Here is a 13,241-nt window from a genome sequence, read left to right on the forward strand (position 1 = left end):
CGGACCAAGGTATGGCGCGTTGTTGACTCTCGTCAGGTAGTCGCCATACTTGCGCTCGACCGCCGGCCTCGCCGCACTCCGGCGACCTCTGGAGAGGTACCTCGATGGCGCAGCACCCCTCCGCCGCCGGACTCAGCACGCTGAGCCCCTCGGCCCACACGGACACCTTCTGCCGGGACAACCTGCCGCCGCTCGACCAGTGGCCGGTGCTCGACCTGGGCACCCTGGACTACGGCGAGCGGCTCAACTGCGCCACCGAGCTGCTCGCCGCGACCATCGAGCGGCTGGGCCCGGACCGGCCGTGCCTGCGCTCGCCGGACGGGCCGAACTGGAGCTACGGCGACCTGCGGGCGCAGGCGAACCGGATCGCCCACGTCCTGGTCGAAGACCTCGGCCTGGTCCCGGGCAACCGGGTGCTGCTGCGCGGCTTCAACGAGCCCTGGCTGGTCGCCTGCTGGTTCGCCGTCCTGAAGGCCGGCGGGGTCGCGGTGACGACGATGCCGCTGCTGCGCGCCGGGGAGCTGGCGACGATGGGCGAGATGTGCCGCCCGAGCGTGGCGCTGTGCGATCACCGGCTGGGCGAGGACCTGGAGCGGGCGGCGATCCCCGGGTTGACGACGGCGTTCTTCGGCTCGGCGGCCGACGACGACCTGTGCGTGCGGGCGGCCGGGAAGCCGGCGGAGTTCGACGACGTGCCGACCGCCGCCGACGACGTGGCCCTGCTGGCCTTCACCTCCGGCACCACCGGCCGGCCGAAGGCCACCATGCACTTCCACCGGGACGTGCTCGCCATCGCCGACACCTTCGCAGCGCACGTGCTGCGCCCCCGGCCGGACGACGTGTTCACCGGGTCGCCGCCGATCGGGTTCACCTACGGCCTGGGCGGTCTCGTGGTCTTCCCGCTGCGCGTGGGTGCCAGCACGCTGCTGCTCCCGAAAGCCACCCCGGACCTGCTCGCCGACGCCGTCGCCCGGCACGGGGTGACGGTCCTGTTCACCGCGCCGACCGCGTACAAGGCGATCATCGCGGGCGGCCACGCGGACAAGCTCGCGGGACTGCGGCGCGCGGTCTCGGCCGGCGAGGCGCTGCCGGGCAGCGTGTGGCACGCCGTCCACGACGCGACCGGGCTGAAGATCATCGACGGGATCGGCGCCACCGAGCTGCTGCACATCTTCATCTCGGCCGCCGACGACGACATCCGCCCGGGCTCCACCGGCCGCGCCGTGCCCGGCTACACCGCGACGGTCCTCGGCGACGACGGCCGGCCGGTGCCCGACGGGACCCCCGGCCATCTGGCCGTCCGGGGCCCGACCGGCTGCCGGTACCTGCGCGGCGACCGGCAGGAGGTGTACGTGCGCGACGGCTGGAACGTCACCGGCGACACCTACGTGCGCGACACCGACGGCTACTTCTACTACCAGGCCCGGACCGACGACATGATCGTCTCCGCCGGCTACAACATCGCCGGGCCCGAGGTGGAGCAGGCGCTGCTCGGCCACCCCGAGGTCGTCGACTGCGCCGTGGTCGGCGCCCCCGACCCCGAACGCGGCATGATCGTCAAGGCGTTCGTCGTCCTGAACCCCGACCGCAGTCGCGACGTGTCCGCCGAGGAGCTGCAGGACTTCGTCAAGCAGGCGATCGCGCCCTACAAGCGGCCGCGGGTGGTCGAGTTCGTAGACACCCTGCCGCGGACCAGCACGGGGAAGCTCCAGCGGTACAAGCTGCGCTGACCGTCAGTGCCCCCGGAACGCCTCCTCCAGCCACCAGGACGGCTCGCCCGCCGCCACCTTTGCGTCGATCAGCAGCGGCGCCGAGCGCGGGCCGGCCAGCCAGGCGGCCACCGGCGCGAGGTCGTCGACGGTGCGCGCGGTGACCGCGTCGAAGCCGTACCCGCGGGCGAGGGCGGCGAAGTCCGTCTCGGGGAACCGCACCGTGTCCAGCGGGTGGCCCTCCGGCCCGAAGTGGTGCACCTCGGCGCCATAGGCGGCGTCGTCGTAGACGATGACCACCATCGGCAGGCCCAGCCGCACGACGGTCTCCAGCTCGGAGGCGCCCATCAGCGCCCCGCCGTCGCCGAGGGCGGCCACCGGGAGCCGATCCGGGCGGGCGAGCGCTGCCCCGATCGCGGTGGACAGGCCCAGGCCGACCGACTGGAACGCCTGGGTGAAGCAGAAGCCGAACTCGTCCGGGACGTCGAGGAACATGCTCGGGTACCCCATGAAGTTGCCCGAGTCGACCGCCACCACGCGCTCGGCGGGCAGCAGGTCGTCCAGGGCGATCGTCAGGGCGCGCGGGTCGATCCGTCCCTCCCCGCCCCGGTCGGAGAACGGCACGTCCCGCCAGCGCACGCGCTCGCGGATGGCCGTCGCGACCTCGGCCGTCCGGTAGCCGGCGGCGTCCGGGCCGTCGAGGACGGCCGCCACCGCCTCCGCCGTGGCCCGCACGTCGCCGACGACCCCGACGGCGACATCCCGGTGGGCGCCGAGCGCGTCGGCGTCGAGGTCGACCTGAGCGACGACGGCGTCCTCGCCGATCAGCCGCCCGTGCCGCGTCGTCCACATGTTCAGCGCGCAGCCCCAGCCGACGACAAGGTCCGCGCCGGAGATCAGCTCGGCGGCCAGCGGCGAGGCGAAGCCACCGGACACGTCCAGCGACCAGGGGCCGCCCGCGAACAGCCCCTTGGCCACCGCGGAGGTCGCCAGCAGGGCGCCGCAGCGGGCGGCGAGCGCCTCGAGCGCGGCCTGGCAGCCCGGCCCGCGGGCGCCCCGGCCGGCCACGAACACCGGTCGGCGGGCGACCCGCAGCGCGTCGGCCAGCCGTCGGACGCCGTCGAGGTCGACCGGCGCCGGAGGGAACGGCGCCGGCCGGACGGTCACCTCCCCGGCCGCGGCTGCCTCCCCCTGCACGTCCAGGGGAAGGTTCAGCAGCACGACCCGGCGCTCCTCCACCGCCCGGGCGACCGCCGCGGCGGCCTGGCCGGCCGCGTCGGCTGCGGACGCGATCCGCACCGGTACCGCGCCGACCGCCGCGGCCAGCGCTGCCTGGTCGACGAAGAAGTTCGACCGCGGCTGCGTGGCCTCCGCGGCGACGACGACCAGCGCCGTGCGGCTCTTGGCCGCCTCGGTCACCCCGGTCAGGGCGTTGGTCAGCCCGCAGCCCTGGTGGACGGTGACCGCCGCCGGGCCGCCGGTCATGCGGGCGTAGGCGTCGGCCATGGTGGCCGCGCCACCCTCGTGCCGCGCGGCCACGTACCGGGCGCCCGCCGCCACCATCGCGTTGGTGACGACGAAGTTGCCCGATCCGACGACTCCGAAGGCGGTGTCGATGCCGGCGTGGACCAGCGCCCGCCCGACCTCGTGCGCGACGGTCATCGGCGCTCGACCAGCGCCAGCACCCGCGACGGCGCTCCGGAGCCGGTGACGATCGGCAGGGGCGCGGCGATCAGCACCGCGCCGGTCGGCGGCAGCAGGGCGAGGTTCTGCAGCTGGGTCAGGCCGTACTTGCCGCTGCCCATGAGCGCGGCGTGGCACGGGAAGGGCGGGTCGAAGGAGTGCGCCGCGCCCGCATCGGTGCCCACCGTCTCCACGCCCAGCCCGATGACCGGAGCCTCCTCGGCCAACCAGCGGGCGCAGGCCGGTGAGACGCCCGGTGTGTGCGGGCCGGCGTCGTCGGCGTTGAGGAACTGCTCCTGGGATCCGGAGCGGGCGTCCCAGCCGGTGCGGTAGAGCAGCCACCCGCCGGCGGGCAGCGGCCCGTGGACCGACTCCCACTCCCGGACGTGGTGGACCTCGAGCAGGAAGTCCGGGTCGTCTGCGACCTGGGCGGAGAAGTCCAGGACGGCGGCGGGGGCGATCAGCCGGGCGGCCGGCACCGAGGCGACGTCCTCCCGGTCCCGCCCCGTCACCCAGTGGTTGGGCGCGTCGAAGTGCGTGCCGGTGTGCTCGCCGGTCCGGAAGTTGTTCCAGTACCAGGCCGGGCCACGGTCGTCGTACCGGCTCAGCTCCTCCAGCTGGAACGGCGCGGTCTGGGCGAACTGCGGCGGCAGCTGGATGACCGGCGTCTCGGCGGACAGCGGCGCGGTGAGGTCGACGACCTCGACCGCACCGGTCGCGAGCCGGTCGGCGAGCGTGGCCAGGAGCGACATGGAGCCCCCTCGGGTCGGGAACGCGGACCGCCAGAGCATTCCGTGACCAGGCGTCGCGGGGGAATGCCCTCCTCGTCGGAGTTGCATCTAGCGCAATGTTGACGACCGTCCTGAAGGCGGCATACCCTCGACGCGCGGTCCACCCGAGGCAGAGGACGAGCCATGCGCATCGCGGTTGTCGGCGGAGGCCCCGGAGGCCTGTACTTCTCTGCACTGGTCAAGCAGCTCGACCCGGCGCACGACGTGACGGGGTGGGAGCGCAACGCCCCCGACGACACCTTCGGCTTCGGCGTCGTGTTCTCCGACGAGACCCTCGGCGGCATCGAGCACGCCGATCCCGTCGTGTTCGCCGAGATGCAGCGACACTTCGCCCGCTGGGACGACATCGACGTCCACTACCGCGGGACGACGACCACCTCCGGCGGTCACGGGTTCGCCGCCATGAGCCGCAAGGAGCTCCTCGCCGTCCTGCAGCGCCGGTGCGCCGACCTCGGCGTCACCGTGCACTTCCGCGCCCCGGCGCCGGACCCCGACCGGCTGCGCAGCGAGTACGACCTCGTCCTCGCTGCCGACGGCGCCCGGTCGCAGCTGCGCGCCGCCTACGAGGACGTGTTCCGACCGACGCTCGAGACCCGGCACAGCAAGTACATGTGGCTGGGCACCGACCTGGTCTTCGAGGCCTTCAAGTTCTACATCGAGGAGACGCCGCACGGCGTCATGCAGATCCACGGCTACCCCTACGACCGCACGGGCAGCACGTTCATCGTCGAGATGCACGACGACGTGTGGCAGAAGGCCTTCGGGGACGTCGCCACCCTCGACCTGCCGCCGGGCGAGAGCGACACCAAGTCCATCGAGCTCGTCGAGCAGCTGTTCGCCGACGTCCTCGGCGGCCACCGGGTCTTCGCCAACAACTCCAAGTGGCTGAACTTCCTGTCGCTGCGCAACGAGACCTGGCGGCACGGCAACCTGGTGCTGATCGGCGACGCGGCGCACACCGCACACTTCTCCATCGGGTCGGGCACGAAGCTGGCCATGGAGGACGCCCTCGCGCTGGCCGCCTGCCTGCACGAGCACGCCGACCTCGACGCCGCACTCACCGCCTACGAGGCGGAGCGCCGCCCGGTCGTGCTGTCCACGCAGCGCGCCGCCCAGGCCAGCCTCGAGTGGTTCGAGGACATCGGGCACTACGTGCACCAGGCGCCCGAGCAGTTCGCCTTCAACATCGTCACCCGCAGCCGCCGGGTGACCTACGAGAACCTGCGACTGCGCGACCCCGAGTTCGTCGCCGGCATCGACGAATGGTTCGCCCGGTCCCAGCCGGAGCCGGTCGCGCCGCGGCCACCGATGTTCCACTCGTTCCGACTGGGACAGCTGGAGCTGAAGAACCGGATCATCGTCTCGGCGATGGACATGTACTCCGCCGTCGACGGCCTGCCGACCGACTTCCACCTCGTCCACCTGGGCAGCAAGGCACTCGGCGGCGCGGCGCTGGTGATGACCGAGATGGTGTGCACCTCGCCCGAGGGCCGGATCACCCCCGGCTGCAGCGGGCTCTACACGCCCGAGCAGGAGGCGGCCTGGAAGCGGGTCGTGGACTTCGTGCACGGCGCGACCGACGCGAAGATCGGCGTCCAGCTCGGCCACTCCGGCCGCAAGGGCTCCACCAAGCTGATGTGGGAGGGCATCGACGACCCGCTGCCGGAGGGCAACTGGGAGGTCGTCGCGCCGTCGGCCCTGCCCTACTCCCCCGCCAACCAGGTGCCGCGCGAGCTGTCCGAGGCCGAGCTCGCGGACATCCGCGACCAGTTCGTGGGCAACGCCGAGGCCGCGGCCCGCGCCGGCTTCGACGTCCTGGAGCTGCACTGCGCGCACGGCTACCTGCTGTCCTCCTTCATCTCCCCGCTGTCCAACCGGCGCACCGACGAGTACGGCGGTCCGCTGGAGAACCGGCTGCGCTTCCCGCTCGAGGTGTTCGACGCCGTCCGCGCCGTGTGGCCGGCCGAGCGGCCGATGACCGTGCGCATCTCGGCCACCGACTGGTACGAGGGCGGCACCGACGTCGACGACGCCGTCGCGGTGGCGCGCGCCTTCGCCGAGCACGGCGCCGACGCCGTCGACGTCTCCACCGGGCAGGTCGTGAAGGACGAGCGCCCCGCCTTCGGCCGCAGCTACCAGACGCCCTACGCCGACCGGATCCGCAACGAGGTCGGCCGCGAGTTCGGGATCGCGGTGATCGCGGTGGGCGCGATCTCCAGCTACGACGACGTCAACTCCATCCTGCTCGCCGGGCGGGCCGACCTGTGCGCGCTCGGCCGCCCCCACCTCTACGACCCCCAGTGGACGCTGCACGCCGCCGCCGACCAGGGCTACAGCGGCCCCGGCGCGGTCTGGCCGAAGCCGTTCGCGGCGGGCAGCCGCCGACCGCAGACCGGTCGCAACGAGGGCCCCCGCCCGCGCCTGGAACTCGTCCGGCACGGGGAGTCGCGCACCCGGCACGCCCGCTGGCGCCCGGCAACGGATGACATCACTCCGCCCGACCAGCACGATGGCGCCATCACCACCGGCCCGGGCGCGCCGCCCGGGAGCGCGTCCAGCGGCACCGAGTGAGGGAGCGGCCATGACCGACCGACCGGGGATCCCGGCCCGCGAACTGTCCGACGAGGAGCTCGAGCGCCAGGGCGTGCACGCGCACGCCATGCGGCACTGGGTCTTCCTCCACGGCACGGCCGAGCAGTTCCGCACGCACACCGAGCGGATGTTGGAACTGGAGCAGGAGTACCTGCGCCGGCACCCGCAGCGGACCTGGCAGGGCTCCGGCGGCGAGGCGGAGGCGCCCTCCCGGGACGACCGCATCCGCGACCTGGTGCAAACGTTCTCGCGCGCGATCACCGCGCTCCTGGACGAGCAGCCGCCGGCGGCCGCCACCGGCCAGAGCACCGCGCGGCGCGACCCGGTGCAGGCCCAGGCAGCCCTGCTGCGGCGGTTCGCCGAGGCACCGGACGGCCGGATGCACAAGCTGGAGGCGCATCAGATCGCCCGGCAGCTGGCCCCCGACAGCCACCTGGTCGCCCAGCTGTACCGCCAGGACCCGCCCCTGCTGCAGGCCGACCGCGACACGCGGGTGATCACCGACGCCGGCCGGGCCTGGCTCGAGCAGTACTCCGTCCCGGCCTGAGCGGACGGTTCAGTGGCGGCGGGCCAGCTCCGCCCACGCGGCTGCGGCGCGGGGGGCCCATGCCGCATGCCGCTCGCGGAACACCTCGGCGGCGCGGTTGCCGCTCCACCGCGGCGGCAGGAGCTCGCGTGGCAGGCCGGGGTCGAGCAACGGGAACCGGCGCCATTCCTGCACCAGGCGGATCTGGGCGACGAGCGCCTGCCGATCGGTGCGCGGACGGGGCCGACCGACCAGTTCCAGGAAGTCCTCGTAGCGGCGCTCGATGGCGTCGAGGTCCCACGCCGTGCGCGCGAGCGACCGCTCGTCGCCGAGCCGGCCGGCGGTCGCCACGAAGGACCAGCTGCCGATGGTCAGTCCGAGTTCGTCGAGGACCCGACAGGCCTCGGGCTCGCGGTCGACGCGCGGCGTCACCCAGGTGGTGGCGTTGACCGATCCCAGCCCGGTCCAGCCCAGCCGGGTGCGCAGTCGCTGCCGCAGCGCCCGGTTGTTCTCCGGCACGCCGACGGTCATCACCAGCCAGCGACCGTCCCACGGCCGGTCGTCGGCGGCGAAGCCGTAGATCCTGTCGGTGCCCTCGCGCAGCAGCCGGGTTCCCGCGGCGGTGAGGGTCCACCGGGTCTCCCGCCCGACCCGGCTGGCCTCGATCCAGCCGCTGTCCGCGGTGCGCATGATCGCCTGGCGTGCGGCCTTCTCGGCGACGCCGACGTCGGCGAGCAGATCGATGAGCGTGGCGGTCCACACCGGCCGCTCGTCGGGCAGCACGAACTCCCCCAGCACGGTGAGCAGCAGGCTTCGGGCACTGGCCGCACCGAGCTCCTGACGCCGGGTGACGACGGGCCCCTCGACGACCTCCACGGAGCACATCGTTCCACGCCCCGTCAGCGCTCAGCCGAATCCCACCGAGGGCGCCGAGCACCCCCCTGGCGAGGTCACCGATGTGTAACAACCACGCTGACCCCGATGTGAGTCTTGACACATGTCCCCGTACCACTACAGGCTTCATCGGCGACGGACGTGCGTCTGTAGCACGTCGCCCAACCTTCTGGAGTGTGCAATGACGCCCCCGGTCCCCATTCGTCGCCGTGTGATCACTCTCTTCGGGGCCGGTTCCATGGCCTTGACCCTTGCCGCCTGCGGTGGCGGCAGCCTCGGGGGCGAGGAGGGGGGCGCGGAGGGCGGAGGCGACGGCGGCGGCACGGTCCGCGTCGGCCTGGTCATCCCTCAGGCCGGTGTCTACACGCCGCTGGGCGAGGACATGCAGCAGGGCTGGGATCTCTGGCTGGACCAGAACGACGGGATGATGGGCGACTTCGACGTCGAGACCGTCATCGCAGATGAGGGCGAGGGTCCCGACACCGGCGTCCCGGCCGTCCAGCGACTCCTCACGGAGGACAGCGTCGACGCGCTCGTCGGCATCGTGAACTCGGCGACCGCACTGGGCGTGGCCGAGCAGGTCACCGAGGCCGAGGTGCCCCTGATCGTCGCCAACGCCGGTGCCGAGGCGATCACGAAGGACGCCGCCAGCCCCTACGTGTGGCGGTCGTCGTTCACCAACGCCCAGATCGCCGCGGCGATGGGCACCCACCTCGCCGAGGAGGGCATCGGGCCGGTGTACGTCATGGCCCCTGACTACGCGGCCGGTCAGGAGGTGGTGGCCGGGTTCACGGAGGCCTACGAGGCGGGTGGCGGCACCATCGCCGGTCAGGCCCTCACCCCGTTCGGCACGACGCAGGACTTCCAGCCGTTCCTGTCCGGGGTCCAGTCCTCCGGCGCGGCGGCCACCTTCGTCTTCTACGCCGGTGGCGAGGCCGTGAGCTACGTCCAGCAGTACGACGAGTTCGGCCTCAAGGACTCCATCCCCCTCTACGGCTCGGGCTTCCTCACCGAGGGCAGCGTGCTCGACGCCCAGGGCGAGTCGGCCGTCGGCGTCCGGACGACGCTGCACTACTCCACTGAGATCGACAACGAGGCCAACGCCGAGTTCGTCGAGGCCTACCAGGCGGCCTACGACGAACTGCCGACGACGTACGCGGTGCAGGCCTACGACGCCGCGAACGTGCTGGGCCGCGCGCTGGCCGAGGCAGGGGACGTGTCCGGTTCGGCGATCACCGAGGCGCTGGACGGTCTCGGCGAGATCGACGACAGCCCCCGTGGTCCGTGGAGCTTCACCAATCAGACCCCGGAGCAGAGCATCTATCTGCGCGAGGTCGCCGACGAGGGCGGCACACTGCTCAACACGGTGGTGGAGGACCTCGGCGTCCAGCCGCAGCCCTAGACCAGCCGGAGCCGGACGCCGCGGCGGCGATCGCGGCCGGGGGACCTCCCCCGGCCGCGGCCGCCGTTCCGCGCGGAGAGGAGATCTCTATGCTCGGCTGGTTCGACGCCAACCTGGTCAGCATCCTGAACGGGTTCGCGATCGGCTCGCTGCTCTTCATTCTCGCCGTGGGACTGTCCATCGTCTTCGGGATGATGGACGTGCTGAACCTGGCCCACGGCGCCTTCTTCCTGATCGGCTCCTACCTGGCCGTGACGTTCGTCGCCGGGGAGTCGTGGGGCGGGTTCCTCACCGCCCTCGGGGTCGCCGCGCTCATCGGCCTGCTGGCCGGAGGGGCGCTCTCCGGCCTGACCGAGCCACTGGCGCGCCGCCCGATCCTGGACCAGGCGCTGCTGACGCTGGGCATCTCGCTGATCGTCGCCGAGGTGCTGTCGATCATCTACGGCAACGACGTGTTCTCCGTCCCGCCGCCGCCGGGCCTGGCCGAGAGCATCGACGTCGCCGGTCGGGCCTACCCCGCCTACCGGCTCATGCTCATCGCCGTGGGCCTCGTGCTCGCCCTGGTCGTCTGGCTCGTGGTCGAGAAGACCTCGATCGGCGCACTGGTGCGGGCCAGCGTGGCCGACCGCGAGATGGTCTCGGCCATGGGGGTCGACAACCGGAAGGTGAAGTTCGCCGTCCTGGGTGTCGGCTCGCTGCTGGCGACCGTCGCCGGCGTCCTGGCCGCCCCTGTCTACGGCGCACGCCCCGGGCTCGACGAGACGATCCTGCTCCTCGCCCTCGTCGTGATCGTCATCGGCGGTCGCGGCTCGGTCCGCGGTGCGCTGGTGGGCGCCCTGGTCATCGGCCAGGTGGAGTCGCTGGGCCGGGCACTGGTCCCCGACCTGGCGTCCTTCATCCTGTTCGGCACGCTGGCGCTGGTCCTCATCGTCCGGCCGCGGGGACTCTTCGCCGGGAAGGTGGCCCACTCGTGAGCGAGTTGGCGAGCTCACGCATGAGCGCAGCAGTCATGAGCACAGCAGCGCCGCGAACGCGGCCGACGAGCGCCAGCAAGGAGGACTCGTGAGCGTCATCCCCGACAGCTCGACCGAGACCACAGGCGCCGCCGCCGCGGTCGCCGCCACTTCCCCGGCGTCCCGGCGGAACGCACTCCTCCGGCGCGGGGTGCCGGCGCTCGTGCTGCTCGTGCTCCTCGCCGCGGTGCCGCTGTTCGCCGACCCCTTCACCACGAACACGATCTCCCGGATCCTGATCTTCGCGCTGTTCGCCGTCAGTCTCGACCTGCTCGTCGGGATCACCGGACTCCCCTCGCTGGGTCACGCGGCCTACTTCGGCGTGGGCGCGTACACGGCCGGGCTGGTGTCGATCCACTGGACCAGTGAGGCGCCGGTGCCGGTGCTCCTGGCCGCGGGTGCCGGCGCCGTGGCCGCTGCCGCCACGGGTTGGCTGGCCGTTCGCAGCGGTGGCGTCTACTTCCTGATGCTGACGCTGGCCATCGGCGAACTCGTCCACCAGCTCGCCCAGCGCCTGACGTCGGTGACGGGTGGCTCCAACGGCCTGTTCGGCATCCCGAGCGTGCGGATCGGCGGCCAGCCGCTGACGCTGGCCGGGCTCGTGTACTGGTACGTGCTCGTCCTGGCGTTGCTCGGCTTCCTCGGCCTGTGGCTGGTGGCGCGCTCCCCCTTCGGCGGCGCCCTGCGCGGGATCCGCGACAACGAGCCCCGGATGCGGTCCCTGGGGTACTCCCCGTTCCGCTACAAGTACGTCGCGTTCATCCTCGCCGGCGGTTTCGCCGGACTCGCCGGCGGGCTCTTCGCGGGCCTGCTGCGGATCGTGAACCCGAGCGACGCCGGCTTCACCACGAGCGCGCTCATGCTCCTGGCGGTCATCCTCGGCGGGGCCGGGACGCTCTGGGGGCCGGTCCTGGGCGCCGCAGTCGTGGTGCTGGTCCGGGACACCTTCGGCCCCCAGCTCGACGGGCACGGCCCGCTGCTGCTCGGCATCGTCTTCGTCGTCGCCGTGTACGTACTGCCCCGCGGGTTCGCCGGCCTGACCGGGGTCCTCGCCCGCCGGAAGCGGACCGCGGGAGGTACGGCATGAGCCAGCCGCTGCTGTCCCTGTCCGGCGTGTGCCGTCACTTCGGCGCCCTGAAGGCCGTCGACGACGTCAGCCTGGACGTCCCCGCGGGCGCCCGGCATGCCCTCATCGGTCCGAACGGCGCCGGGAAGAGCACGCTGTTCAAGCTGATCACCGGCGCGATGCCGGTCACGGCGGGCCGGGTCGCCCTCGCCGGCGCCGACATCACCCGGCTGCCGGAGCACCAGCGGGCTCGGCGGGGGATCAGCCAGACCCTTCAGCACTCCAGTCTCTTCCTGACCCAGACGGTGCTGCAGAACGTTCTGCTGGCCGCTCAGCGTCAGCACAGCAGCCGGCACTCCCTCGTGCCGCGGCGACAGGCGGGCGCGCGCGAGCGCGCCCGGGCGCTGCTGGCCGACGTCGGCCTCGAGCAGCGGGCGAGCACCCCCGTCGCGGCGCTCTCCCACGGCGAACGCCGTCAGGTTGAGGTCGCGGTGGCGCTGGCCTGCGAACCGCGGCTGCTCCTGCTCGACGAGCCGGCGGCGGGCATGTCACCGGCCGAGAGCGCCCGGCTGGTCGCACTGCTGAAGTCGCTGCCGGCGTCGGTGACCCTGGTGATCGTCGAGCACGACCTCGACGTGGTGTTCGCGCTGGCCACCTCGGTCACCGTGCTGCACCTGGGCCGGGTCCTGCTGACCGGGTCACCCGACGAGGTGCGCGCCAGCGCGGCGGTGCAGGAGGCCTACCTCGGCACCGGTCGCGAGTCCCTCTTCACCGACGGCTCCGGGCCGGCCCATCTGGAGGTGAGCTGATGCTCGAAGTCCGCGGACTGGAGTCCGGCTACAAGCGCAGTGCCGTCCTGCAGGGGGTCGACCTCGACGTCGCCGCCGGTCAGGTGCTCGGGCTCCTCGGCCGCAACGGCGTCGGCAAGAGCACGTTGATCAACACGCTGATGGGACTGGTGCACCCCTCCAAGGGCACCGTCACGCTCGACGGCGTGGAGCTCGCCGGCCGCCGGCCGGACGTGATCGCCCGGGCCGGTGTGGCGCTGGTGCCCCAGGGGCGGCGGGTGTGGGCGCCGCTGAGCGTGACCGAGCACCTGGATCTGGCCGCGCGACGGGGCCGGGGCCGCGGCCCCTGGGACATCGACCGCGTGCTGGAGCTGCTGCCCCGCCTCGGGGAGCGCCGCCGGCACGGCGCCGGCCAGCTCTCGGGCGGTGAGCAGCAGATGCTGGCCATCGCGCGCGCCCTGCTGACCAACCCGCGCCTGGTCCTCATGGACGAGCCGTCCGACGGCCTCGCCCCGGCGGTCGTGGACCTGATCGGCGAGGCCATCGGCGGGATGAAGGCTGAAGGCGTCACCCTCGTCGTCGTCGAGCAGGACCTGCACCTGGCGTTCGCCGTGGCCGACGACATCGCCGTCATGGACAAGGGCGTGATCGTGCACCGGTGCACCACGCGCGAGTTCCGCAGCGACAGCTCGGTCGCGCACTCCCTGCTCGGCGTGGCGTGACCCGCAAGCCCTGACGCCCCGCCGGGTCGCGCCGAGTGGGCCCGGAGGGGTGCGC

At 72.9% G+C, this 13,241-nt stretch carries 11 protein-coding genes; 8 read left to right on the forward strand and 3 right to left on the reverse strand.

Translation table 11 applies throughout. The annotated features are described in order from the left end of the window. The first annotated feature begins 104 nt into the window (after positions 1–104). Positions 105–1,730 (forward strand): AMP-binding protein, encoded by a 1,626-nt coding sequence (locus CHB94_RS02300; protein WP_089334976.1) that lies wholly within the window; start codon positions 105–107, stop codon positions 1,728–1,730. Positions 1,731–1,733: 3 nt separating this feature from the next. On the opposite strand, the gene CHB94_RS02305 is transcribed toward CHB94_RS02300, so the two are convergent. Together CHB94_RS02305 and CHB94_RS02310 are read right to left on the reverse strand one after the other, a co-directional pair. After that, positions 1,734–3,371, reverse strand: coding sequence for a thiamine pyrophosphate-binding protein (locus CHB94_RS02305; RefSeq protein WP_089334977.1), 1,638 nt, complete (start codon positions 3,369–3,371; stop codon positions 1,734–1,736). Beyond that, a complete protein-coding gene (locus CHB94_RS02310; protein WP_089335143.1) occupies positions 3,368–4,144 on the reverse strand; it encodes a cyclase family protein in 777 nt (258 codons plus the stop codon). The genes CHB94_RS02305 and CHB94_RS02310 overlap by 4 nt, the downstream gene beginning before the upstream one ends. Before the next feature lie 162 nt (positions 4,145–4,306). Between CHB94_RS02310 and CHB94_RS02315 the strand changes: the two genes are divergently transcribed. Next, a complete protein-coding gene (locus CHB94_RS02315; RefSeq protein WP_254920341.1) occupies positions 4,307–6,754 on the forward strand; it encodes a bifunctional salicylyl-CoA 5-hydroxylase/oxidoreductase in 2,448 nt (815 codons plus the stop codon). Between the two features lie 10 nt (positions 6,755–6,764). Beyond that, a complete protein-coding gene (locus tag CHB94_RS24900; RefSeq protein ID WP_176445371.1) occupies positions 6,765–7,322 on the forward strand; it encodes a DUF6158 family protein in 558 nt (185 codons plus the stop codon). 9 nt (positions 7,323–7,331) lie between these two features. Here the strand turns inward: CHB94_RS24900 and CHB94_RS02325 are convergent, their stop codons facing one another. Then, complete coding sequence (locus CHB94_RS02325) at positions 7,332–8,177, reverse strand: PaaX family transcriptional regulator (protein ID WP_089334978.1); 846 nt, start codon at positions 8,175–8,177, stop codon at positions 7,332–7,334. A gap of 256 nt (positions 8,178–8,433) precedes the next feature. On the opposite strand from CHB94_RS02325, the gene CHB94_RS02330 reads away from it, so the two are divergent. The 5 genes from CHB94_RS02330 to CHB94_RS02350 all read left to right on the forward strand — a co-directional run bounded on the left by CHB94_RS02330 (position 8,434) and on the right by CHB94_RS02350 (position 13,186). Continuing rightward, positions 8,434–9,597, forward strand: coding sequence for an ABC transporter substrate-binding protein (locus CHB94_RS02330; RefSeq protein WP_176445373.1), 1,164 nt, complete (start codon positions 8,434–8,436; stop codon positions 9,595–9,597). Positions 9,598–9,686: 89 nt separating this feature from the next. Next, entirely contained in the window at positions 9,687–10,571 is an 885-nt protein-coding gene (locus tag CHB94_RS02335; protein WP_089334980.1) for a branched-chain amino acid ABC transporter permease, read from the forward strand. Positions 10,572–10,659: 88 nt separating this feature from the next. Further along, positions 10,660–11,697 carry a branched-chain amino acid ABC transporter permease gene (locus tag CHB94_RS02340; protein ID WP_176445374.1) on the forward strand — a complete coding sequence of 346 codons (1,038 nt, stop codon included), beginning with the start codon at positions 10,660–10,662 and terminating at the stop codon, positions 11,695–11,697. Beyond that, the gene (locus tag CHB94_RS02345) at positions 11,694–12,485 is read left to right on the forward strand and encodes an ABC transporter ATP-binding protein (RefSeq protein ID WP_089334982.1); all 792 of its coding nucleotides are present in this window, start codon (positions 11,694–11,696) and stop codon (positions 12,483–12,485) included. The genes CHB94_RS02340 and CHB94_RS02345 overlap by 4 nt, the downstream gene beginning before the upstream one ends. After that, positions 12,485–13,186: an ABC transporter ATP-binding protein gene (locus CHB94_RS02350; protein WP_089334983.1), complete on the forward strand. Its 702-nt coding sequence runs from the start codon at positions 12,485–12,487 to the stop codon at positions 13,184–13,186. Before CHB94_RS02345 ends, CHB94_RS02350 begins: the two co-directional genes overlap by 1 nt. Positions 13,187–13,241 lie beyond the last annotated feature (55 nt).

Origin of the sequence: Blastococcus mobilis (assembly GCF_900188025.1) — a bacterium.
In the GTDB taxonomy this organism is placed as follows: Bacteria; Actinomycetota; Actinomycetes; order Mycobacteriales; family Geodermatophilaceae; genus Blastococcus_B; species Blastococcus_B mobilis.